The 22,842-nt window shown below is 64.9% G+C and carries 25 protein-coding genes; 8 read left to right on the top strand and 17 right to left on the bottom strand.

The genetic code is table 11. The features are described 5' to 3' along the window. Nucleotides 1-3: 3 nt before the first annotated feature. On the top strand, nucleotides 4-1,479 hold the full coding sequence (locus BM136_RS03735; protein ID WP_092970373.1) for an amidase: 1,476 nt from the start codon (nucleotides 4-6) through the stop codon (nucleotides 1,477-1,479). Here BM136_RS03735 and BM136_RS03730 read toward each other — a convergent pair. Then, a complete protein-coding gene (locus tag BM136_RS03730) occupies nucleotides 1,468-2,397 on the bottom strand; it encodes a LysR substrate-binding domain-containing protein (protein ID WP_092970371.1) in 930 nt (309 codons plus the stop codon). The genes BM136_RS03735 and BM136_RS03730 overlap by 12 nt on opposite strands. 142 nt (nucleotides 2,398-2,539) lie before the next feature. Between BM136_RS03730 and BM136_RS03725 the strand changes: the two genes are divergently transcribed. Then, nucleotides 2,540-3,223: an FMN-dependent NADH-azoreductase gene (locus BM136_RS03725; RefSeq protein WP_092970369.1), complete on the top strand. Its 684-nt coding sequence runs from the start codon at nucleotides 2,540-2,542 to the stop codon at nucleotides 3,221-3,223. Here the strand turns inward: BM136_RS03725 and BM136_RS03720 are convergent. Genes BM136_RS03720 through BM136_RS03695 form a run of 6 tightly spaced genes read right to left on the bottom strand, consistent with a single transcriptional unit; the run spans nucleotide 3,220 to nucleotide 8,878 of the window. Further along, nucleotides 3,220-4,068, bottom strand: coding sequence for a phosphodiesterase (locus tag BM136_RS03720; protein ID WP_092970367.1), 849 nt, complete (start codon nucleotides 4,066-4,068; stop codon nucleotides 3,220-3,222). The genes BM136_RS03725 and BM136_RS03720 overlap by 4 nt on opposite strands. 5 nt (nucleotides 4,069-4,073) lie before the next feature. Further along, nucleotides 4,074-5,135: an ABC transporter ATP-binding protein gene (locus BM136_RS03715; protein WP_092970365.1), complete on the bottom strand. Its 1,062-nt coding sequence runs from the start codon at nucleotides 5,133-5,135 to the stop codon at nucleotides 4,074-4,076. Next, complete coding sequence (locus BM136_RS03710) at nucleotides 5,132-5,929, bottom strand: ABC transporter permease (protein WP_092970363.1); 798 nt, start codon at nucleotides 5,927-5,929, stop codon at nucleotides 5,132-5,134. The genes BM136_RS03715 and BM136_RS03710 overlap by 4 nt, the downstream gene beginning before the upstream one ends. After that, complete coding sequence (locus BM136_RS03705; RefSeq protein WP_092970361.1) at nucleotides 5,926-6,777, bottom strand: ABC transporter permease; 852 nt, start codon at nucleotides 6,775-6,777, stop codon at nucleotides 5,926-5,928. Before BM136_RS03705 ends, BM136_RS03710 begins: the two co-directional genes overlap by 4 nt. Before the next feature lie 2 nt (nucleotides 6,778-6,779). After that, nucleotides 6,780-7,811, bottom strand: a complete 1,032-nt coding sequence (locus tag BM136_RS03700; RefSeq protein WP_092970359.1) for an ABC transporter substrate-binding protein — start codon at nucleotides 7,809-7,811, stop codon at nucleotides 6,780-6,782. Further along, a complete protein-coding gene (locus tag BM136_RS03695; protein ID WP_092970357.1) occupies nucleotides 7,808-8,878 on the bottom strand; it encodes a LacI family DNA-binding transcriptional regulator in 1,071 nt (356 codons plus the stop codon). The genes BM136_RS03700 and BM136_RS03695 overlap by 4 nt, the downstream gene beginning before the upstream one ends. Nucleotides 8,879-9,118: 240 nt before the next feature. Between BM136_RS03695 and egtB the strand changes: the two genes are divergently transcribed. Then, on the top strand, nucleotides 9,119-10,423 hold the full coding sequence (gene egtB / locus BM136_RS03690; RefSeq protein WP_092970355.1) for an ergothioneine biosynthesis protein EgtB: 1,305 nt from the start codon (nucleotides 9,119-9,121) through the stop codon (nucleotides 10,421-10,423). Between the two features lie 52 nt (nucleotides 10,424-10,475). Here the strand turns inward: egtB and BM136_RS03685 are convergent, their stop codons facing one another. The 6 genes from BM136_RS03685 to mltG all read right to left on the bottom strand — a co-directional run bounded on the left by BM136_RS03685 (nucleotide 10,476) and on the right by mltG (nucleotide 15,336). Next, a complete protein-coding gene (locus tag BM136_RS03685; RefSeq protein WP_092970353.1) occupies nucleotides 10,476-11,330 on the bottom strand; it encodes an ankyrin repeat domain-containing protein in 855 nt (284 codons plus the stop codon). Beyond that, nucleotides 11,314-12,117 carry a TatD family hydrolase gene (locus BM136_RS03680; RefSeq protein ID WP_092970351.1) on the bottom strand — a complete coding sequence of 268 codons (804 nt, stop codon included), beginning with the start codon at nucleotides 12,115-12,117 and terminating at the stop codon, nucleotides 11,314-11,316. Before BM136_RS03680 ends, BM136_RS03685 begins: the two co-directional genes overlap by 17 nt. 52 nt (nucleotides 12,118-12,169) lie before the next feature. Continuing rightward, nucleotides 12,170-12,589 (bottom strand): PilZ domain-containing protein, encoded by a 420-nt coding sequence (locus BM136_RS03675; protein ID WP_092970349.1) that lies wholly within the window; start codon nucleotides 12,587-12,589, stop codon nucleotides 12,170-12,172. 42 nt (nucleotides 12,590-12,631) lie between these two features. After that, complete coding sequence (locus BM136_RS03670; protein WP_092970347.1) at nucleotides 12,632-13,642, bottom strand: DNA polymerase III subunit delta'; 1,011 nt, start codon at nucleotides 13,640-13,642, stop codon at nucleotides 12,632-12,634. Nucleotides 13,643-13,723: 81 nt separating this feature from the next. Next, entirely contained in the window at nucleotides 13,724-14,341 is a 618-nt protein-coding gene (gene tmk, locus BM136_RS03665; RefSeq protein WP_092970345.1) for a dTMP kinase, read from the bottom strand. Then, nucleotides 14,338-15,336, bottom strand: a complete 999-nt coding sequence (gene mltG / locus BM136_RS03660; protein WP_092970343.1) for an endolytic transglycosylase MltG — start codon at nucleotides 15,334-15,336, stop codon at nucleotides 14,338-14,340. Before mltG ends, tmk begins: the two co-directional genes overlap by 4 nt. A gap of 133 nt (nucleotides 15,337-15,469) precedes the next feature. Here mltG and BM136_RS03655 point away from each other — a divergent pair, with 133 nt between their 5' ends. The 3 genes from BM136_RS03655 to BM136_RS03645 all read left to right on the top strand — a co-directional run bounded on the left by BM136_RS03655 (nucleotide 15,470) and on the right by BM136_RS03645 (nucleotide 17,759). Beyond that, on the top strand, nucleotides 15,470-16,510 hold the full coding sequence (locus BM136_RS03655; protein WP_092970341.1) for a CAF17-like 4Fe-4S cluster assembly/insertion protein YgfZ: 1,041 nt from the start codon (nucleotides 15,470-15,472) through the stop codon (nucleotides 16,508-16,510). A 14-nt stretch (nucleotides 16,511-16,524) separates the two neighbouring features. Further along, entirely contained in the window at nucleotides 16,525-16,815 is a 291-nt protein-coding gene (locus BM136_RS03650; protein WP_092970339.1) for a DUF4936 family protein, read from the top strand. 128 nt (nucleotides 16,816-16,943) lie between these two features. Beyond that, nucleotides 16,944-17,759 carry an NRDE family protein gene (locus tag BM136_RS03645; RefSeq protein ID WP_092970337.1) on the top strand — a complete coding sequence of 272 codons (816 nt, stop codon included), beginning with the start codon at nucleotides 16,944-16,946 and terminating at the stop codon, nucleotides 17,757-17,759. Nucleotides 17,760-17,771: 12 nt separating this feature from the next. Here BM136_RS03645 and BM136_RS03640 read toward each other — a convergent pair whose 3' ends face one another. Further along, nucleotides 17,772-18,680 carry a sterol desaturase family protein gene (locus tag BM136_RS03640; protein WP_092970335.1) on the bottom strand — a complete coding sequence of 303 codons (909 nt, stop codon included), beginning with the start codon at nucleotides 18,678-18,680 and terminating at the stop codon, nucleotides 17,772-17,774. Between the two features lie 100 nt (nucleotides 18,681-18,780). Between BM136_RS03640 and BM136_RS03635 the strand changes: the two genes are divergently transcribed. Beyond that, nucleotides 18,781-19,686: a LysR family transcriptional regulator gene (locus BM136_RS03635; RefSeq protein ID WP_092970333.1), complete on the top strand. Its 906-nt coding sequence runs from the start codon at nucleotides 18,781-18,783 to the stop codon at nucleotides 19,684-19,686. On the opposite strand, the gene BM136_RS03630 is transcribed toward BM136_RS03635, so the two are convergent. The 3 genes from BM136_RS03630 to BM136_RS03620 are packed head-to-tail and all read right to left on the bottom strand — an operon-like array spanning nucleotide 19,676 to nucleotide 21,578. Then, nucleotides 19,676-20,128: a GNAT family N-acetyltransferase gene (locus tag BM136_RS03630; protein WP_092970331.1), complete on the bottom strand. Its 453-nt coding sequence runs from the start codon at nucleotides 20,126-20,128 to the stop codon at nucleotides 19,676-19,678. The genes BM136_RS03635 and BM136_RS03630 overlap by 11 nt on opposite strands. Before the next feature lie 9 nt (nucleotides 20,129-20,137). After that, the gene (locus BM136_RS03625; RefSeq protein WP_024975656.1) at nucleotides 20,138-20,575 is read right to left on the bottom strand and encodes an acyl-CoA thioesterase; all 438 of its coding nucleotides are present in this window, start codon (nucleotides 20,573-20,575) and stop codon (nucleotides 20,138-20,140) included. 22 nt (nucleotides 20,576-20,597) lie between these two features. After that, on the bottom strand, nucleotides 20,598-21,578 hold the full coding sequence (locus BM136_RS03620) for an alpha/beta hydrolase (protein WP_092970329.1): 981 nt from the start codon (nucleotides 21,576-21,578) through the stop codon (nucleotides 20,598-20,600). A gap of 109 nt (nucleotides 21,579-21,687) precedes the next feature. Here BM136_RS03620 and BM136_RS03615 point away from each other — a divergent pair, with 109 nt between their 5' ends. Next, the gene (locus tag BM136_RS03615; protein WP_024975654.1) at nucleotides 21,688-22,836 is read left to right on the top strand and encodes an iron-containing alcohol dehydrogenase; all 1,149 of its coding nucleotides are present in this window, start codon (nucleotides 21,688-21,690) and stop codon (nucleotides 22,834-22,836) included. The last annotated feature ends 6 nt before the right edge of the window (nucleotides 22,837-22,842 follow it).

Here is a 22,842-nt window from a genome sequence, read left to right as displayed (position 1 = left end):
GGAATGCAAGCGAATCCGAGCCACGCTGCAATACCTGCGGCCGCCAATGAAGAGATCGTGCAATGGAGCGCGATCGAACTGTCCCGGCGCATCCACGCGCGCGATGTATTGTGCGTGGAAGTCATGGAAGCGTTCCTTGCGCAGATCGATCGTCATAACCCGACGGTGAACGCGGTCGTCGCCCGCATCGATGCCGAATCCGCCATCGACCAGGCGCGCGAGCGCGATGTGCTGCTCTCGCAGGGCTTATCCGGCGGCTGGATGCATGGTTTTCCGCAGGCGCCCAAGGACCTCGCGGCCACCGCCGGCATGGTGACATCGATGGGCAGTCTCGCCATGGCGCGCAATGTGCCGACGCATGACAGCATCGTCGTCGAGCGCATTCGCCGGCAGGGCACCGTGCTGATCGGCAAGACCAATACGCCGGAGTTCGGGCTCGGCTCGCATACCTACAACCGTGTGTACGGCACTACGCGCAACGCCTGGAACCCCGAGCGCTCGGCCGGCGGCAGCAGCGGTGGCACTGCCGCCGCGCTGGCGCTGAACATGCTGCCCGTGGCCGACGGCAGCGACATGATGGGCTCGCTGCGCAACCCCGCGGCCTGGAACAATATTTACGGCCTGCGTCCGAGCCTCGGTCGCGTGCCGTATGGCCCCGCCGGCGACGTGTTCTTCCAGCAGCTGGGCACCGAAGGCCCGATGGCGCGCAATCCGCACGACCTCGCTTGGTTGCTCGCCACGCAGGCCGGCTACGACCCGCGTGCGCCGCTGTCGCTGAGCGACGATCCGGCGTGCTTCATGCAGCCGCTGCACCGTGATTTCCGGCAAGCGCGCATTGGGTGGCTGGGCGATTTTGGCGGCTACCTTGCCGTCGACCGCGAAGTGCTGGCCGTCAACGAGCACGCGCTGGACACATTCGACACGCTGGGCTGCCATGTCGAAAGCGTACGGCCTTTCTTCGCGATGGATGCGTTGTGGGAATGCTGGTGCACGCTGCGTGCGCTGAGCGTATCCGGCAACCTGGGGCTCCTCTACGCCAACGCAGCCACGCGTGACTTGCTCAAGCCCGAAGCCATCTGGGAAATCGAGCACGGACGCAGCCGCACCGCCATCGACATCAACCGTGCCATCGCCACACGGGCAAGCTGGTATCAGGCGCTGCTGCGGCAGTTTGCGCACTACGATTTCCTCGTCCTGCCCTGCACGCAAGTTGCGCCCTTCCCCGCGGAAGAACACTGGCCCAAGACCGTCGCGGGCCGCGCCATGGACACGTATCACCGCTGGATGGAAGTCGTGATTGGCGCCACGCTGGCGGGCGTGCCGGCCGCGAGCCTGCCGTCCGGCTTGACCCCCGATGGCTTGCCCCTGGGCCTGCAGGTGATTGCGCCGCCCCGGTCGGAATTTGCCTTGCTGCAGCTTGCAGCCGCGTGGCACGAAGCGTTTGCGCCAGCGCGTGCGGCGTCGCCGCTATTGAGCTGAGCGATGCAGACGTGCCGTGTTTTCGCGGCACGCGCATAGCCAATCCCACACCGCACGCACGGCAGCGTCTTCAAGCCGCGTAGATGGCGCAACGGCCCAGAAGGCATAGCGCTGAATGACGGGCGCTGCAAAAGGCTGGACGAGCGTGCCCGCCTCCAGCGCATCACGCACCAGCGGCAGGTTCGCCAGGATCACGCCTTGCCCGGCCATTGCCGCCGACATGGCATGCCCGTCGTCGGACAGCACGATGCCCGTGTCCGTCTTGAGCATGTGGTCGATACCGGCGGCGCGTGCCCACATCGGCCAGCCGATCGCCTGCGGCAGCGTGCGCTGCCATTCGGAGTGGATGAGCGGCACGCGCGTCAGATCGTCGTGCGACTGCACCTTCAGGCCCGGGTGGCAGACCGGCGCATAGGCGTCGCCAAAGAGCCGTTCGGTGATGAGCCCATTCCCCATGGCCGGCGTATCGCCATACCGCACGGCAAGGTCTGCGCTGCCGCCATGCAGGTCGACCACGGTGTCGGACGCATGAATGCGCAGATCCACCTCCGGATGCTGCGTCGTAAATTCCCCAAGTCGCGGTACCAGCCAGCGCGCAGCAAGCCCCATCGGCGCGGTAAGCGTGACGCGCTGCCGGGCCGGCTGCGCTTGCGGGCCGCGAATGGCATCGATCGCCTGCGCAAACGCGTCAAAGCCGGTGTTGAGCACCGGATACAGCTGCTCGCCGGCAGCTGACAGGCGCAGCGCACGCACGTGGCGTTCGAACAGCACCACGCCCAGCACGTCTTCCAGGCGGCGGATCTGATGGCTGACGGCCGTGGGCGTGACCGACAGCTCGTCGGCAGCGCGCTTCATGCTGAGGTGGCGCGCGGTGGCTTCAAAGGCGCGCAGCGCGCTCAGGGGTGGCAGTTTTCGCATGCGCGGGATTGTGTCACGGGCGCTTTTCCCGCGTGGACGGCATGGATGAATCCATGTCAGCCATCGCGCGCAAAACATGTCGTTTGTCGCAGTGCAGCGCGGTTCGTAGAGTGGACACACCTCCACTCATCAACGATTCAACATGACCCGCCTTCTGCATCTGGATTCCAGCGCCCGGCCGGGCAGCTCCGAGACTTCGCGCCATGGCTCGCACACGCGCCGGCTCTCCGCGCGCTTCGTGCAGCGCTGGCTTGAGCATGAGCCCGACGCGCAAGTCGTCTATCGCGATATCGGCGCTGAACCGCCAGCCCCAGTGGATGGCCGCTGGGTCCATGCCGCGTTCACGCCGCCCGCGCAGCGCGAACCGTGGATGCACGACCGCCTTGCGCAAAGCGATGCACTGATCGACGCGTTGCTGGCCGCCGACGTGATCGTGGCCGGCGTACCGATGTACAACTTCGGCATACCCGCGCAATTCAAGGCGTACATCGACAACATCGTGCGCGTGGGCCGCACATTCGGTTTCGACCGCCGCCGCCCCGGCGAGCCCTATTGGCCGCTGCTCGCCGGCATGAACAAGCGCCTCGTCATCCTCAGCGCGCGCGGCGATTTCGGTTACGGCCCCGGCCAGCGCATTGCGCACCTGAACCACGTCGAGGCCGGCGTCGCCACGGCATTCGGCTACATCGGCATCACCGATGTGGCATCTGTCGCCGTCGAATACGACGAGTTTGCCGACGAGCGGTTACGCGCGTCCATCGCATCGGCGGAAAGCGACGTTGATGCACTGGTCGTGCGGATGGCCGCCGCCGTGGAAGCGGCCTAGTCGATCAGCCGCCCGTCTGGCTCGAAGAACGGATGCGGGCCATCGAATTGCCCCACGTAGGCGAGGTGGCTCACCAGGCCCTGCCCCGGCACCCATGCGTGCACCTTGTAGGCGGGCGGTTCCATGACGAAGCCGGGCTCGCCGTCGGGGTCGAGATCCAGCGCCACCTGATGCGCGGGTGACGGGCATGTCGATGCCACCGTGCCGGCAAAGAGCACGTCAATGGAGCGATGCAGATGGCCGCAGATGATGCGCTCGACGTTGCCGGCGGCACGCACGATCTGCGCGAAGGCCGGGATGTCTTCGGGGGCGAGCGATTGCACGTCCATGTGGCCAATGCCCGTGGCGAACGGCGGGTGATGCATGGCGATGACGGTCGGGCGTTGCGTTTCATGCGCCAGCGCTTCGGCCAGCCAATCCAGACGCTGCACACCAAGGCGCCCACCGGGATGGCCGGCGTCCAGCGTATCGATCACGATCAGGCGAACGTCGCCGATGTCGGTCCAGTACTGGAAAGCGTGCCTGTCTTGCGCATCGGCCGGAATGGGCGCGAGCCAATCGGCAAAGGCTGCTCGGGCGGCGTCACGGCCGTCATGGTTGCCGAGCACCGGCAGCATGCGGATGCCAGCCGCATCGAGCGGCGCCAGCACGGCGCGCAGGTGCGCGTATTCCTCGGGCGCGCCGGCGTCGACCAGATCGCCGGTCAGGACGATGGCGTCCGGTTTCTCCGGCTGCGCCAGGATATGCGCCACGCAGCGTGCCAAGTAGGCCGCTGAATCCACGCGCCGATAAGCCAGTCGCCCCGGACGCTTGATATGAAGGTCGGTCAGTTGCAGGAAATGCATTGGCATCAGGCTTGCAAGGTCAGGAGGCGGTCTGCCGGGATATCGAAGCCGACCGCATGGCCGGGCGCAAAGTGTTGGCGGCCGGGCACATCGATAAACAGCGGCGTGGCTGACACGCCCGCCACGCGCACGCGCGTGCGGAAGCCAAGAAACACCGCCGATTCGACCGTGCCCTTCAGCGCCGCCTGGGCCGGGTCGGCCAGCACGGCATCTTCGGGGCGGAAGAAGATGGCGTTGCCGTCGCCGGCCGGCACGGGTACGCGACCACCCGCGCAGACGAAGGCGCCGTCCTCGCGCGCGCCGTCAAGCCGGTTCATGATCCCGATGAAATCCGCCACGTGCCGGTTGGCCGGCTGGAAGTAGATCTCGCGCGGCGTGCCGATCTGCGCAATGCGGCCGGCTTCCATGACGACAATGCGATCGGCAAGCGCCATCGCCTCTTCCTGATCGTGCGTCACGTAGATGGTCGTGATGCCGAGGCTGCGTAGCAGGCGGTCCATTTCTGCCCGCACAGATTCGCGAAGCTTGGCATCGAGCGCCGTGAGCGGCTCGTCGAGCAGCAGCACCCGTGGCTCGGGCGCCAGCGCGCGCGCCAGTGCCACGCGTTGGCGCTGCCCGCCCGAGAGCTGATCCACACCGCGGTCTGCGTACGGCGTGAGGTGCATCATCTCCAGCAGCGTGCTCGCCCGGGCGCTGATCTGCGTGTCAGACAAGCCGTTCTGCCGGCGCTGGATGCGCAGGCCGTATTCCACGTTGCCGCGCACGCTCAGGTTGGGAAACAGCGCGTAGTTCTGGAACACCATGCCGACGCGGCGGCGTTCGATCGGACGTGCAGTGACGTCCTCGTCGCCAAAATGCACGGTGCCGCCTGCATCGGGCGCTTCGAGCCCCGCGACGATGCGCAGCGTGGTCGTCTTGCCGCAGCCCGACGGGCCGAGCAGCACGACGGTCTCGCCGGCGGCGATGTCGAGGTCCATCGAGTCCAGCACGCGCTGGCCGCCGAAGTGTTTTCCGCAGCCACGCAGCCGAATCGGCACGGGCGCGAGATGTAGAGGTTCGGTACTCATCGGGAAGCCTTTCCGTTGTTCACCCGCAGGCCGCCAAAGCGCTGCATCAGCACCAGCAGCGGCACGATCATGACGAAGAAGATCAGCGTGTAGGCGCTGGCGATTTCCAGGCGCATCGACGCATAGGTATCGGCCAAGCCGACCGGCAGGGTCTTGGTTTCGGGCGTGTGCAGCATCCAGGTCAGGTTGAATTCGCCTACTGAGAGCGTCACCACCGTCAACGCGCCGGCCAGGATGCCGGGCTGCACGTTGGGCAGCACGATGGTGCGAAAGCGCTGCCAGAACGACGCGCCCAGGCTGGCAGCGCCCTCCTCCAGCGTCTTGAGGTTCTGGCCTGCCGCCACGGCTGCAACCGAGCGCACCATGAACGGCAGGGTGAACACCACGTGGCCGACGACAATGAACCACAGGCTCTCGCGAAAGCCGCCGAAGCCGCCGTAGGCCACGATCAAGCCCAGCGCCGTCGCCAGCCCCGGGAGTGCCACGGGCAGCGTCAGGAATTCTTCGATCAGGCGGCTTGCACGGCTCTGACGCCGCGCCAGTACATAGCCCGCCGGCACGCCGGCCGCCAGCACGACCACCAGCGTGCACAGCGCCACCAGCAACGACATCCAGATCGACGCGTGATACATCTCCCAGACCTGGGCGACCCAATCCAGCGTCCAACCGCTCTTGAACCCGCGGATGTAGTTTCGCGTCAGGCCCACGGCCATCGACAGCACCACCGGCACGATTAGGAACAGGCACAGCAGCAGCGTGATGATCCACTGCGCAGCAGACAAGGCGCGTTTCATGCCGCCGCCCCCGCTTGTCCGCCAGCCGCCGTGCGTGCAATCGCCAGCACCAGCCACGTCACAACGCCCAGCACAACCGACAGTGCGGCCGCCATGGCAATCCCGGCATTGAGCGTGAACTCGGTGTAGATCGTCATCGGCAACACGTCGATATCGGTGGCGAGCGTGAAGGCGGTGCCGAATGCGCCCATCGACGTGGCAAAGCAGATCGCGCCCGAGGCGATCAGCGCAGGCGCCAGCCCCGGCACCAGCACATCGCGCGTCACCTGCCACGACGATGCGCCCAGCGAGCGCGCCGCTTCTTCCAGTGAACGATCAAGCTTTTCCGCCGCTGCCATGACCGTCAACACCACGCGCGGGATCGAAAAATACAGGTAGCCGAGAAACAGCCCGCCGATGGAGTAGGCGAACACCCATTTCTCGCCGACGAGCTTGTGCGTGACGTCGCCCAGCAAGCCCTGGCGCCCGGCCAGCAGGATCACCATGAAGCCGACCACCACGCCGGGAAACGCCAGCGGAAACGTCAGCATCGCGGTAATCATCCGCTTGCCCGGCACGTTGTGACGCACCAGAAACAGCCCGGCGATGGTCGAAAGGACGAGCGTCGCCAGCGTGACCGCCGCCGACAGCACCACCGTCGAGAACAAGCTGCCCAGATAGCGCGATGTGGTGAGCGCAGCCGTGTACGTGGCGACCAGCCCTTCGCTGCCGCTCACACGCAGCAACGCCGCCATCGGCAGCAGCCAGAACGCGCAGAACAGCGCGACGGCCGGTGCCAGCAACGCCACCCGCCACCGAGCGGGCAATACCGCATCGTCGGGCAAGGTGGATCGGGTGACGGTGCTCATGCTCAGCGGACCTCGTTCAGGTAGCGCGTGCCAAACGCCTGCTGGCCGGCTGCCATCTTGTTGAAGTCGACCGTCTTTGCGCGGGCGTATTCGCTGGCGGGCAGAAAGCGCGAGGCGGCTTCCTTGCTCATCGCGTTGGCACGCACGGGGCGCAGGTAGGCGTTGGCCCACAGCGTCTGGCCCTCGTCCGACAGCACGAAATCCAGCACCTTCTTGGCGTTGTCGGCGTGCGGCGCACCGGCGGTCAGGCTCATCACGTACGGCACGGCAATCGTGCCTTCCTGCGGAATCACGAATTCCACGTTGGCGTGATCCTTGTACTTGGCGCGATAGGCATTGAAGTCATAGTCGAGCAGGATGGGGATTTCGCCTGCCACGACGCGTGCGTAGGCCGTCTGCTTCGGCACGATCGGCGCGTTCTTCTTCAACTGCTTGAACCACTCGATGGCCGGGCCGAAGTTGTCGAGCGTGCCGCCCAGCGCCTGGTTGACCGCCACGGCGCCCACGTAGCCGACGAAGGCGCTGCTCGGGTCCAGGTAGCCGACCATGCCTTTGTATTCGGGCTTGAGCAGGTCTTTCCACGAGCGCGGCACGGGTTTGCCTTCCAATGCGTCCTTGTTGACGAAGAAGCCCAGCGTGCCGGAGTGGATCGAGAAGAATGCGCCATCCGGATCTTTCATGCCGGCCGGAATGTCTTCCCAATGCTTGGGCTTGTAGTTGGCGACCAGACCCTTTTCCTTGGCCTGATACGCGGACGTGATGCCCAGGTAGGCAACGTCAGCCACGGGGTGCGACTTCTCGGCCAGCATCTGCGCGATGGCTTGGCCGGAATTCTTGTTGTCGAACGGCACGGTGATGCCGGTCTTCTCCTTGATGGCCTTGATCTGGCTGGCCCAGTCGGCCCATTCGGGCGGGCAGTTGTAGCAGATGGCGACTTGCTGGCCGGCCGGCTGCGCCTGCACTGGCGCAGCCACGGCGAACGCGCCGGCAGCCACGAGGCCGCACACGCGCAGCCATTGAACGAGACGTTTCATCGAGACGCTCCTTGCGTATCAGACGTGAGGGAAGAAACAACGGAGAGAGACGCTTCCGCCGGCGCACGGGCCAGCGTGCCGCCCGCCAGCAAGCGGTGCGGCAACGTAATCGAGGGCACCACCTCGCCAGCGATGCGGCGGGCCAGCGCCGTGGCCGCGTCGGTGCCGATCCGGCGGTGCGGCTGCGCCACGGTGGCCAGCGTGGGCGAAAGCCACTGCCCCATCGCCAAGCCATCGAAGCCGACCACGCTCACGTCTTCGGGCACGCGCAGACCCATCTCGCGCAGCGAGCGGATGGTGAGCAAGGCAAGGCGGTCGTTGCTGCAGAAAATGGCGGTCGGCCGCGGCGGCGCCAGCAGGCGGGCCAGCTCGGCGGGCAGCATGGCGTCGGCATTGAAATCAATTTCGACGGGCGGCTGCGGCGCAATGTCGGCCGCTTCCAGCGCTTCGCGGTAGCCGTCGTGGCGCAACGCCGCACGGTCCGACGCTGCCAGCGTGCCAGTGAGCATGCGGATCTGACGATGCCCCTGCGCGAGCAACGCGCGGATAGCATCGCGCGCAGCCGCCCGGTTATCGACGGTGATGCAGCAGCGGGCAGGAATGCGCGCCTGGCCGACCGTGTCGTTGTAGACCAGCACGTAAGGCACGTGCTCTGCGTCGAGGCGATCGAGATGCGGATTGGCTGCGGCATCGCCCACGGTCAGGATCAGACCGTCGACACGTTGCTCGAGCATGGTCTCGATGGAGCGGGCTTCACGCTCGCGGTCGTAGGCCGTCGTCATGAGCATCACGCGCTGGCCCGTGATGGACGCGGCTTCCTCGATGCCCTGCATGCATTCGGCAAACACGGGGTTAGCCAGCGACGGCAGCACCACGCCCAGCAAGCCTGTACGCTCGGCGCGCAACTGGCGGCCCAGCGCGTTCGGGCGGTAGTGAAGCGCATCCATGGCGGCCTGCACGCGGGCCAGCGTCGAGGCACTCACCCGCTCCGGTGTATTGACCGCTCGCGATACCGTGGCAATCGAAATGCCGGCATGCGTCGCCACGTCCTTGATGCTGCTGCCCACTGCTTGCCCCTGGAATTTGTAAACGTTTACATCCTAGGTGGGCCCAGTGACTATTTCATGACAATCGATGCTGCAGTGCAGGCGTCGCCGCAATGCAGCATCGCCAGTGCTGTGCGTGGCAAAGTTACAAAGCTCGCATATGCTTCTTACGAAAATGGGCACGCGGCGTGCGCCAGTGCGCGCGCCGCGGCATGGCCCACTTGCTGCTGTGCTGTTCTCGCTGCCTGCTTTGGAGACACCATGCGTGTATCGCCCGTTTTCGATGTGCCTAGCATTGCTCTGCCCGGCCTGATGCAACACTACGGCGTGGTCCGTGCGCAATCCCTGGCTTTGGCCGCGCCGTTGTCGGACGCCGATGCCACCGTCCAATCCATGGACGACGCCAGCCCCGCCAAATGGCATCTGGCCCACACGACGTGGTTTTTCGAAGAATTCATCCTGAGCTCGAACGTACCGGGCTATCGCTCGCCGGATGCGCGCTACCGTTATCTGTTCAATTCGTACTACGAGACCGTGGGCGCGCGGCACCCGCGTCCGCGCCGGGGCATGCTCACCCGCCCGACGCTCGACGAGGTGCGTGCCTATCGCGCTCATGTCGATGCGGCCATGCAGCGCCTGCTGGCCGACGGCGTATCGGACGATCTTGGCCGCCTGGTGACACTCGGCCTGCACCACGAGCAGCAGCATCAGGAGTTGCTGCTGACCGATTTGCTCCACCTGTTTGCGCAGAACCCGCTATGTCCGGCCTATGCCGAAGCGCCGGCACCACGCGTTCATGCGGCTCCCTCGCAACCGGGTTGGGTCAGCTTCCAGGGCGGTGCCGTACAGATCGGCAAAACCGATACAGGAGCCGACTCCGATTTCATGTTCGACTGCGAAGGCCCGCGTCACACCGTCTGGCTGGAGCCCTATGCGTTGGCCACGCATCCTGTGACCAACCGCGAGTGGCTCGCCTTCATGCAGGACGGCGGCTATCGACAGCCCACGTTGTGGCTGTCCGACGGCTGGGCGTGGGTGCAGCGCGAAGGCATTGATGCCCCGCTCTACTGGCGCGCCGGCATGGACGAGGCCGAGGGGTGGCAGCAGATGTCGCTGCATGGTCTGCAGCCGGTGGATCTGGACGCCCCGGTCACGCACGTCAGCTTTTACGAGGCCGATGCCTACGCCCGCTGGGCCGGCGCACGCCTGCCGACGGAAGCCGAATGGGAGCACGCCGCAGAAGGCCAGCCCGTGCAAGGCAACTTCGCCGGCCGGGGCGCGCTACGCCCGTTGCCCGACCACGGCATCGCCGAGGCCGGAAGCCTGCGTCAACTGTTCGGTGATGTGTGGGAATGGACTGCCAGCCCTTATGGCCCGTATCCGGGCTTCGAGCCGGCCGAAGGCGCCGTGGGCGAATACAACGGCAAGTTCATGTGCAGCCAGATGGTGCTGCGCGGCGGATCGTGCGTGTCGCCCGAGGGGCATCTGCGGGCGACGTATCGCAACTTCTTCTATCCGCACCAGCGGTGGCAGTTCACCGGAGTGCGGCTGGCGCGGCGGGCGTGACGCGCATCACGCCCGGTACCGGGGCTGAATTGCCGGGCCGTTCGGGCCGCGACTAGCGGTTGCTGTCAAACAGCATGTTGGTGGGCGTGCCGATCGTATCCTGACCAGCCTGGCTAGGCGCCCCGGCGTCACGTTTAGCGGGCGGCATCGGCGTCGGCACAACCGGCGCTGCAGGCTTGGCAGGCGGCGAGACTGCTGCTGCAGGCACCGGCGCCGAAGCAGGCTTGCCGGACTGCTCCGCCAACTTGCGCCGGCGCGATTCCAGCCCCGCAGCAATCTCATCCTGGTGATACCGCTTGGCGAAGTCGATCACGTCCATTTTCTGCTGGTTGCGCAAGTTCATGTCGGCGCCCTCGTCCAGCAGCAGCTTGACGGTCGTGATGTGCCCGCCCATGGCGGCCATCATCAGCGGCGTGGTCGCGTTGGGGCTTTCTGCATCGATATAGGCCGCGTGGTCCAGCAGATATTTGACGATGTCGTCGTATCCGTTGGTGGCGGCGTAATGCAGCGCAGTCCAGCCGGTCTTGTTGACCTCCACGTCGTACGTTTCCACCATCAGCTTCACCATCGGCAGCAGGCCCTGGTAGGCGGCCATCATCAGCGCGTTTTCGCCGGCGGCGTTGGTGCGCTCGAAATCGATGTTCTTGGCGCGGATGAGCGCCTCGGCCACCTCGAGGTTCTTGTCCTTCAGCGCATCCACCAGCAGCGGCGTGCCATCGCGCGTCTTCAGGTTGGGGTCGATGCCCTGCGCAATGTACTTTTGCACCAGGGCCGGGCGGTTGTACTCGACGGCGTTGCGCAGATCGTCCTGCGGCGTGGCGAGCGCGGCACCCGACAACGCCATCGTCAATGCACCAGCCAATGCGATTTTGTTCATTGCTTGCTTCAAGTTATCTCGATATCGCATTGAATAGATTAAAGAAGTTCTCGGTGGTAACGCCGGCAATCCGCTCCAGCGGTTCGCCGCGCAGCGTTGCCAGGAATTCGCCAACGTGGCGCACATACGCCGGCTCGTTCGTCTTGCCGCGGAACGGCACCGGCGCCAGGTACGGCGAGTCGGTCTCGATCAGCATACGGTCCAGCGGCACCTTCTTGGCGGTTTCCTGCAGATCCACCGCGTTCTTGAACGTCACGATGCCCGAGAAGGAAATATAGAAACCCAGGTCCAGCGCGGCCTTGGCCACGTCCCAGGTCTCAGTAAAGCAATGCATGACGCCGCCTGCGGCCTCGGCGCCCTCTTCGCGCATGATGGCCAGCGTGTCCTCGGCCGACGAGCGGGTGTGGATCACCAGCGGCTTCCCGGTCTGCTTCGACGCGCGAATATGTGTGCGAAAGCGGTCGCGCTGCCATTCCATGTCGGCCACGGTACGGTCGCCCAGGCGGTAGTAGTCGAGCCCGGTTTCACCGATACCGACCACGCGCGGGTGATCAGCAAGGGTCAGCAGGCGTTCGAGCGTGGGCTCTTCAATGGATCTGCCTTCTTCAACGTCCGCCTCGGCGTCGGGATGGACGCCCACGGTGGCGTACACGTTCGGTTCCTGCTCAGCAATCTCGAGCACGCTCGGAAAATCCTCCAGCGTGACGGAAATGCACAGGGCGTGGGTAACGCGGTTCTCGCGCATGCGCGTCAGCAGCTCGGGCAGACGCGCGCGCAGGTCGGGGAAATTGATGTGGCAGTGGGAATCGATAAACATCGAATAATCACAAAGTTACGGCGCAAACTTCGTGCGCCGTATCAGGAAAAAATCAGAGGGTTTGTGTCGGGCGCTGCGAGTTGATCTGCTTGCCGAGCAGCTCCTCGATCACGCGACGCAGCACACGGCACTGCTCGTCTTCGCCAAGGTGCACGCCAATGCCCGGCGTCTTGGCGGGGGTGCCCACCGGGGTGATCCAGGCCACCTTGCCGGCCACCTGATACTTCTGCGGGCGGTCCAGCAGTGACAGCACCAGGAAGACCTCCTCGCCGATCCGATAAGGACGTTGCGTAGGCACGAAGATACCGCCGTTCTTCAGAAACGGCATATACGCGGCGTGCAGGCCGGCTTCATCCTTGATGGCCAGCGAGACGATGCCCGGACGGGACGGCGCGCCCGGGGCCGTGCCGGCCGCAGTGGGCGTGCCAGGGGTGACAGGAGTGCCAGGCGTACGAAGAGGTGCAGTGCTCACAGGGTGTCCAGAGAGTGCAAACGTTCAGGTGCGGGTTCGGGTTCAGGCCGCCGGAAAGAGCTGCCGGTAATCCAGCAAAAGGCTCTCGATGACGAGCCTTGCCGCCAGCGGATGTTGCTCGGTGCGGCGCCGTTGCGGCAAGGCACGCGCAAAACGTTCCAGGCGATCCAGCGGGATGGTGTTTGCGCAACGTTGCAACGCATCGCTCTGCGCTGGAAAGTAGCGCGGACGCCCCGCCAGCCGCGCCGCCATCAGGTCAAAGACCCACCGGTGCATGGTACTGAGAACGGCCGGGACCGACAATTTTTGTAAATGATCGGCCGTGGCCAGCGCGTCCAGCTTCGCGCCCTGGGCAAGCTGTTCGAGCAAAAATTGCAGTAGCGGGCGGTCCTCGGACTCGGCGGCCGCCAGCGCGGCCAGCGGCGCATTGCCGAATTCAGCCAGCAGGCTTTGCGCATGGGGCACGCCTTGTTGCTCCAGCCATTGGCGCGCGGCCTCGGGCTGCGGCGGCTGCAGCGGAAATTGCCGACAGCGCGACAGGATGGTCGGCAGGATACGGTCGATTCGATCCGTCACCAGCAGGAACACGGTGTTCTGCGGCGGCTCCTCCAGCGTCTTGAGCAGCGCGTTGGCGCCCTCAGTCTGCAACGCGTCGAGCGGATACAGCACGACCACCCGCAACCCGGCCCGGTGCGTACCGACCCCCACGCCTTCGATCAGGTTACGGACCTGCTCCATGCGGATGATTTTGCTCGGCGCCTTTTTCTTGCCGTCGGCGTCTTTCTCCGTCTCGGGCGCGTCTTCCATCGCTTCGGGGCGCACGAGGTGGAAATCCGGATGATTGCCCTGTGCAAACCAGTTGCAGGCCGCGCACGTGCCGCAGGGTCGGCCGTCTGCGATGGGCGTATCGCACAACAGGCCTTGCGCGAAATGCATGGCGAAATCGCGTTTGCCGGTGCCCGCCTGGCCGTTGAGCAGAATCGCATGCGGCAACTTGGCCCGCATCGCTTGCAGACGGGACCAGTCAGCGGATTGCCAGGGATAAAGCATAATGAATCAATGGGTTGCGTCAGATTGTTGATGCAAAAACTAGTCGTGAAACTATTATTTCCGTATCCGAAATTGCCTGCAAAATCAGAGCGTTGCAAGCAAATTCTCTAAGTCTTTCTGGATATCGGTTCGCTCCCGGTTGGCATTGAGCACGACAAATCGATCCGGCTCGGCTGTCGCGCGGCGCAGGTATTCGGCACGCGTGCGCAGGAAGAACTGCGCGGACTCGGCTTCGAACTTGTCTGGCGTCCGGGCATCGGCCAAGCGCGCGGCGGCAATCTCGGGGGCCAGATCGAACAGGATGGTCTTGGTCGGCTGCAGGCCCTGCTGCACCCAGCGCTCCAGCGCTTCCAGTCGGTCGATTGCCAGGCCCCTACCCCCGCCCTGGTAGGCGAATGTGGCATCGGTAAAGCGATCGGAGATGACCCAGTCGCCGGCGTCCAGCGCGGGTTGAATCACCTCGGCGATGTGCTCCCGGCGGCTGGCGAACATCAGCAGCGCTTCTGTCTCCAGGTGCATGCGCTCGTGCAGCAGTACTTCGCGCAGTCGCTCGCCCAGCGGCGTACCGCCCGGCTCGCGGGTGACGACCACCTTTTTGCCCTGAGGCGCGAGCTTCGCCTGCAGTTGCTGGGCAAACCACGCGAGGTGCGTGCTCTTGCCCGCCCCGTCGATCCCTTCGAATGTGATGAACTTGCCGGTCATGGTTGGCCGCGCTGATATTTGTTAACGGCCCGGTTGTGGTCCGTCAGGTTGGTCGAAAACTGGCTGCTGCCGTCGCCGCGCGCCACGAAATACAGCGCATCCGACGGTGCCGGGTTCAGCGCCGCCTGCAGCGACGCCATGCCCGGCAGCGCGATCGGCGTGGGCGGCAGGCCGGTCCGCGTGTAGGTGTTGTACGGCGTGTCGGTCTGCAAGTCGCGCTTGCGCAAATTGCCGTCAAAGCTTGCACCAAGGCCATAGATGACCGTCGGATCGGTCTGCAGCAGCATGTTCTTTCGCAGCCGGTTGACGAACACGGCCGCAATCATCGAGCGCTCCAGCTTCTGGCCGGTCTCTTTCTCGATGATGGAGGCCATGGTCAGCGCTTCGTACGGCGTCTTGTACGGCAGATCCAGCGAGCGTTTCGCCCAGGCGTCGTTCAGGCGCTTCTGCATCGCCTGGTAGGCGTGGCGGTATAGCTCCACATCACTGCTGCCGCGCGCAAAAAGGTAGGTATCGGGAAAGAACAGGCCTTCCGGATTGGTTTCGGGCGCGCCGATCTTGCGCATCAGGTCTGCGTCGGATATGCCGGCCGTGTCGTGCTTGAGCGCAGGCTCTGCGTCAACCACCGCACGCATCTGGCGCATCGACCAGCCCTCGATGACGGTGACGACGTAATGCGTCACCTCGCCACGCGCCATCTTGTCGAGAATGGACATGGGCGTCGCGCCGGTTTCCAGCGCATAACCACCGGCTTTGAGGCTCTTGGCGTTGCCCGTGGCGCGCGCCAGCACCGAAAACAACTGTGGCTGCACGCCGACGCCGGCGTTGGCAAGCTGCTTGCCGACCGAGATCACGCTCGAGTTCGGTTTGATCACCACCTCCAGCGGCGAGGCCGACAGGCTCACGGGTTGCTGAGCCCACCACACCACACCGCCTGCTGCTGCCAGCACAATCAGGATCGCCAGCAGGATCAAGCGTTTGAGAAAAGAGAACATTCTGTTGTGAATCTGCGTGCGGAGCCGGCTGACCCCGGCGATTTCCGCACTCTTGAAATGGATAGATAGGGCACAAGCTGCCTGTTAGACAGCCCAATATAATACCGGTCAATCTAAGGCGGCCCCGCACACCATGAACGATGTCTTCCACGATTTTGTCGATACGCTGAGCTTTCCCCCGCTCGACGTGCAATTTGACGCCGCCACGCGCGGCAGCGTGCTCTGCGCACCGACCGATCTTGCGCGCATCGCCGTGGAAGGCGCCGATGCGGCCGAATTCCTGCATAACCAGCTCACCAATGCCGTCACCGGCTTGGGCTTGAACCAGGCGCGCCTGGCCGGCTATTGCTCGCCCAAGGGACGGCTGCTGGCCACGCTGCTGGTGTGGCGTCAGGCCGATACGATCGTGCTGCAGACAGACAAGGCGATCGCTCCGGCGTTGACCAAGCGCCTGTCGATGTTCGTGCTGCGCGCCAAGGCCAAGCTGCGCCCGATGGATGAGTTCATCGCCGTCGGCGTCGCCGGGCCCGATGCGGCGGAAGCGTTGCGCGAGGCCGGCGCCGTGTTGCCTGAACCGGATACGGTCAACGCGGTGGCGCAGCAGCCCGCCACGGTGGGGCAGCAGTTCGGCGCGGTCGTCCGCCTGCCGGATGCTGGCGGACGCCCCCGCTATCAATGGATGGTCCATGCCGAGCACTTCCAGGACGCTTGGAAGACGCTGTCGTCGCGCCTGTCGTTGGTGGGCACCGAAGTGTGGGACTGGCTGAGCCTGCAAGCGGGTGTGCCGCACATCACCCTGCCCACGCAGGAACAGTTCGTGCCGCAGATGGTGAATCTGGAGTTGCTGGGCGGCGTCGATTTCCGCAAGGGCTGCTACCCGGGGCAGGAAATCGTGGCGCGCAGCCAGTATCGCGGCACGCTCAAGCGGCGCATGCATCGTGCGCACGTGAATGCACCCACGTCGGCCGGTGCCGAGGTCTACAGCGCGACCGATCCGAACCAACCGTGCGGCATGGTGGTCAACGCAGCCATGGCGCCGGATGGCGGCACCGACCTGCTGGTCGAGCTGAAGCTGGACGCGCTCGACACTGTCATCCACCTGGCCACGCCGGACGGGCCGGTGCTGACGTTGCAAAACCTGCCGTACGTCATTCCCGTTTCAGAAAACGCCTGACACCGGACTCCATCATGGCCGACCACCTGTTCGTCTACTTCCGCATCGCCGAGCATGACGCCGCCGTTGCGCTACCGCGCTGGCAGCGTTGGCTCGATACCGTGGAAGAAGCGACGGGCGTGGCAGGCGCATTGATGCGCCGTCCGGAAACACGCGACGGCCAGGCCACGTGGATGGAGTCCTACGCCGACGTACCGCCCGCATTTGCTGCCACGCTGGCGGCCCTGTGGGAAACCGGCGGCCCGCGTGAATTCGTCGCGGGTGAACGCCATGCAGAGCTGTTTGTCGATCTAGAAAACAGTTGACGGCGCCCTGCCGCAATCGGCATCGCAAAAATTCGGCAGGCTGCTATGCTTGGCCGAAGCCCGCGCAACCCAGGTCGTCACATTGACCATTGGCCGTTCGTTGCGCGGCATGTTCAAAGGAAGTGCTCATGTGTTTGATTCTCACGGCCTGGCACGCCCACCCCGACTACGCACTGGTGGTGGCCGCCAACCGGGACGAATTCTATGACCGCCCTGCCGCGCCGCTTGCGTGGTGGAGCGACGCGCCCAACGTGCTGGCTGGGCGTGACATGGCCCAGGTGGTCGGTCACGCAGGTACGTGGATGGGCATGACGCGTGACGGCCGCTTTGCCGCGCTGACGAATTACCGTGCGCCGTCCGAGCGCCGGCCCGATGCGCGCTCGCGCGGGGAACTCGTCTCGAATTTCCTGACGGCGGACGATATGTCGGTGCCCGCCTATCTCGATAGCCTCACCGCTCGCGACCGTGCATACAACGGGTACAACCTGCTGACCGCCACCCGCGACGAACTCTGGTGGACGAGCAACCGCGCAGAAGCGCCACGCAAGCTCGCGCCCGGCCTGTACGGGCTGTCCAATGCATTGCTCGATACGCCGTGGTTCAAGGTGCGGCATCGCATGGCCGCCTTTGCCGAGGCCCTGGCCGCAGACACGGGCCGGCACGGCAACGCCCTGGATGTGGCGCGCTATCTCGATCTGCTTTCGGAAACCCGTGAAGCGCCGACCGCCTCCCTACCCGCCACGGGCGTGGCCCCCGAATGGGAGAAGCTGCTTTCCGCCGCCTTCATCCGCTCGCCGCGCTATGGCACGCGCGCCAGCACGATCGTACGCATCCGTCACGACGGCTGCTTTGACGTGACCGAGCGCCGCTTCGACGCGGAAGGCCAGATTGGTGAGACGCGCTACCTCGGCGTGCTCGATACCGTCACGCACGCCGATACGTAAGCGGCCCGCCGCTCAGGCCGCTTCCTGCTTGGCGCTGGCGCTCTGATCCATTTTCATTTCCATTTCGGTGACGGCAGCGCCGCCCGGGCGCAATGCAGAATGTTCGCGCCTGGACTGCACCAGCGGATAGAACATCTGCGCCGTCCACCGTTCGGCGCCGAACAGCACGTCGTCCTGCAGACCAATCTTCGCGGGATATTTGCGCGTGATATGCGCGGTGCCGAACAGCACATCCCAGAAGAACAGCAGGTTGCCGAAATTGCCCTTGTAGTGGCCGATGCCATCGGCGTTGGTCAGCGCGTGATGCGCCCAATGCGTGGCAGGTGTGGAAATCGTCCGCTCGACCACCCACATCAGCGGGCGCAGCGCGCGGACGCGATACAGCGGTGCATCCCACGGCCAGGCGCAATGCGCGCCCACAATGACGGCCAACTTGACGACCAGATACGCCGCATAGACAGGTCCAAAGCCCAGATACACGGCCACGCCACCGATCCACAGCCCCGGCATCATCAGGTAGTAGAAAAAGTTGTTGCGGTACGTAATGCGCACGCTCATGTACGACGCGCTGTGATGCGCGCGGTGCAGCGGCCACAGCAGCGGCGTGTGCGAAGCACGGTGCCAGAGGTATTGCGTGAGGTCGTCACCGATGAGCAGCAGCCCGGTCATCGCCCACCAGGGCAGATCCGCCCACGCGTTGTGCTGCGCCGGAATGAGCCACTTGCACAGGGCATTGCTTCCCAAGAGCGCGATCGGCTGGGTGACGGCGACGAGGCTGATAAACATCAGCACCTCGAGCCAGGCATCGTTGGCGGTTGCCCGGCCGCGCACGTTGGCCTGGTAGCGCCGTGTCACGAACTCCATGACGGCAAATCCTAGGATACAGGCGACGATCAGCGCGTGCTCCATATGCGAACTCATTGGTGTCTCCTCGCTTTTGTTGTGCAGACAAGCCTAGAAGTGCGTCGCCAATGCGTCCAATGCATAATGAACATCTATTTGATGCACAGAACGCAACGCCATGGATTTGCGCCGCCTGGGTCACGTCGTAGCTCTCGCCGATACGCTGCACTTCGCGCGTGCCGCGCAAGCGGTGCATCTGAGCCAGCCCGCATTCAGCCGGAGCATCCAGGCGGTCGAGGATGATCTCGGCATCCGCCTGTTTGATCGCGAAACCGGCGACGTGCGCCCCACGCCCGCCGGCGAGTTCGTCATCGAACGCGCGCGGCGCCTGCTGTTCGAGGCGCGCTGCCTGCAACGCGACGTTGATCTGTATCGCGACAGCCAACTCGGCGACACGGCCTTCGGTGTCGGCCCGCTGCTGACGGCAACGCTCATGCCCCGGGCACTGCAGGAATTGCGGCAGCAGCATCCCCAAGTCGCACTGCGCATGGAAGTCGGCAATTGGGTGCAACTGCTAGAGAGCCTGCGAAGCGAGAGCATCGAGTTCTTCGCCGCCGATGTGCGCGACATGCCGAAAGACGCCGCGCTCGATATCCAATTGATTGGAGGCCAGCCCCCTCACCTCTACGTGCGGGCTGGACACCCGCTTGCGGGGCGCACGCATACGCTGCGTGAAGTCTGGGAATACGGCATTGCCGTACCGAAACTCCTGAGCCCGTCAAAGGTGGAGCTGGCGATGCTGCTTGGCCTGCCGGCAGGTCAGGAGGCCAGCATCGCGCTGGAGTGCGACAACTACGGCGTATTGAAGATGGTGGCACTCACAACGGATACCGTGCTGGGAGCCACGGACGCCGCCGTGCGGGAAGAGCTGGAAAGCGGCGCGCTGGTGCGGCTGACGGTGAAGGGTTGGTTATCGCCGCCATCCACGACGGGGATAGTGCGGCTGCACGGCAGAACCGCGTCGCCGGCAGCGCAGGTGGCCATCGCAGCCATTGCGAGGGCGGCCCAGGACATCAACGTGTAAGCACGCGGCGCATGGTCCGGTGCGGAATGCCGGCCTCTTCAAACTCTTCGCCCTCGGCCGTAAAGCCCGCACGTACATAGAACGGCATGGCGTGGGTTTGCGCGTTCAGGATCAGCTCGGGGTAACCGAGCGACTGCGCCTTGTCGATCAAGGCGTCCAGCACGCGCGCGCCAACGCCCGTGCCCCGCGCCTCCTTGCGCACCGCCATCCGGCCGATATGGCCGTCGGGCAGCAGGCGGCCCGTGGCGACAGCGCGCCCGGCCGTGTCGTGTGCCAGCGCGTGCCAGCACTGGTCATCCCACGCGTCCCATTCCAGTTCAACGGGCACACCTTGTTCAGTGACGAACACGTCGTAGCGGATGGCGCGCGCTTCTTCGCGCACGGCGTCCCAGCGGGCAACTTCAACACCGGCAAGCGGGCGGACAGATTCAGGGGCAGTCATGCTCAGTTCTCACACTTCAGGCTTCAGAACTTCAAAGTTAAGGATGCGCTCGCGCAGCGTGTCGGGAATCGGCGCGGAGGTCTGGGTGGCAGGGTCGGCACACACATAGATGACCTCGCCGGTGACGAGGTGTTCGTCTGCGCGATACATCTCGATGATAAAGCGCATGCTGGAGCGGCCCAGACGCGCCACACGGCAGCGCAGGTCCAGCTCATCGTCAAAGCGCGCGGAGGCATGATATTCGAGCGTGGATTTGACCACGTAGAAATCCACGCCAAAGGTGTCGACCACATCCACCGGATACCGCACGCCGATGCTGCGCCAGTATTCGGTGATGCACACATCGGCGTACAGCAGGTAGTGGCCGTTGAAGACGATGCTCTGCGCATCGACTTCGGCCCAGCGTACGCGCAGGGGCGTGCTGTGGCGGAAATCCTCGATCGCCATGCGGTCTCCTTTTGTGCTTTCGTCAGGGGGATTCGGTCTCGGTGCCGAAGGCGCGGCGTAGTGCGTTTGCAGCATCGCGGTGCGCGTCTTCGACGGCTGGCACGAAGCGCCCGATCTTGAAGAAGTCGTGAATCATGCCTTCGTACAGTTTCAGCTCGACCGGGACCTCTGCAGCGCGCAGCTTGTTGGCGTAGCCGATGCCTGCGTCGCGGATCGGGTCGAAGCCGGCCACGGCAATCCACGCGGGGCACACGCCTGTGACGTCTGCGCCGTGGCCACCGGCATCCAGCGGGGCAAAACGCCAGTCGTCGCGGTCGGCATCACTGCGCAGGTATTGCGAGAAGAACCAGTGGATCATCTCCTGCGTGAGCAAGTAGCCCTCGGCAAACTCGCGGTGCGACGGCGTGGATTCACGCGCGGTGGTACCCGGATAGATCAGCAGTTGCAGCACTGGTGCCAGGCCGCGGTTGCGTGCCTCGATGGCAGTCACTGCGGCCAGCGTTCCGCCCGCGCTGTCGCCGCCGAAAGCGATGCGTGCCGGGTCGGCGCCGATGGTGGCGGCTTCATCGAACACCCACTGAAGCACGTCAAACGCGTCGTTCGCCGCGGTGGGAAATTTCCACTCCGGCCCAAGCCGGTAATCCACCGACAACACCATTGCGCCTGATTTGGCCGCCAGCGACCGGCAAAGCTGATCGTGCGTCTTGATGCTGCCCACGGTAAAACCGCCGCCGTGGAAATACACCAGTAACGGCAATGGATCTGCCCAGTTGGCTTCGCGCGCCGCGTATGTGCGAATGGGGATGGCATGGCCGTCGCGCGCCGGCACCGTCAGGTCGTGCACGGCTTCCAGCGGGATGGCCGGGATGTCGACAATGGGACTGCTCTTTTCGTAGGCGATCTTGGCGTCGGCTGGATCAAGTGCATTCAACGGCGGACGCTTGGCACGCGCCACCAGATCGAGTAACTGGGCGACGTGCGAGTCGAGAGACGGGTGCTGCATGAGGGCGAGAACTGAACGATCGTTCTAATTTGGCTATCATCGGAGTATCCATTGAACCACGCCCGCACGGCAAGACGGGCGACGCAGACAAACACCCTCCGGAGACAGCATGGCCCTCATCTTCTACCTCACCCACGTCCACCTTGGTTTTGGCACCGTCAATGAACTGAAAAGCGAATGCGCACGCGTCGGCATCCGCCGGCCGATGATCGTGACCGACAAAGGCGTGGCTGCCGCCGGTCTTGCACAGCGCGCGATTGACGCCACGGGCGGCCTGCCCGTCACCGTGTTCGACGAGACGCCTTCCAACCCGACCGAGGCGATGGTGCTCAAAGCCACCGCGCAATACAAAGACGCCGGTTGCGACGGGCTGATCGCCATCGGCGGCGGTTCGTCGATCGATTTGGCCAAGGGGATTGCGATTGCGGCAACGCATCCGGAGCCACTCACCACCTACGCGACCATCGAGGGCGGCAGCACGAAGATCACCGAAGCGGCGGCGCCGTTGATTGCGATCCCCACCACGGCCGGTACGGGTAGCGAGGTGGCACGTGGCGCGATCATCATTCTGGAAGACGGCCGCAAGCTTGGCTTCCACTCGTGGCACCTGCTGCCCAAGTCAGCCATCTGCGATGCGGAACTGACGCTGGGTCTGCCGCCCGCGCTGACGGCCGCCACCGGCATGGATGCGATTGCGCATTGCATCGAAACCTTTCTCGCACCCGCATTCAACCCGCCTGCGGACGGCATTGCGCTGGATGGCCTCGAGCGTGCGTGGGCCAACATCGAGCGCGCCACGCGCGATGGCGCTGACCGCGATGCGCGGCTGAACATGATGAGCGCGTCGATGCAGGGCGCGATGGCGTTTCAGAAGGGGCTGGGGTGCGTGCATTCGTTGTCGCACCCGCTCGGCGGCGTCAAAGTCGATGGCAAAACGGGGCTGCATCACGGCACGCTCAACGCGGTGGTGTTGCCGGCGGTGCTGCGCTTCAACGAGACGGCCGAGACGGTGGTGCGAGACAACCGCTATGCGCGCATGCGCCGCGTGATGAACCTGCCGGCCGGCGCGGACCTCGCCCAGGCGGTGCATGACCTGACGGCGCGCCTCGGCCTGCCGACCGGACTGCGCCAGATGGGCGTGCCGGAAGATGCGTTGGAACACGTGGTGGAAGGCGCCCTGCTCGACCATTGCCACAAGACCAACCCGCGCATCGCCACGGCAGACGACTACCGCCGCATGCTGGCGGAGTCGATGTAACTAACG

The sequence above is a fragment of the Ralstonia sp. NFACC01 genome (genome assembly GCF_900115545.1).
GTDB classification, from domain to species: domain Bacteria; phylum Pseudomonadota; class Gammaproteobacteria; order Burkholderiales; family Burkholderiaceae; genus Ralstonia; species Ralstonia mojiangensis.
This window is presented reverse-complemented; position numbering and strand designations above follow the sequence as displayed.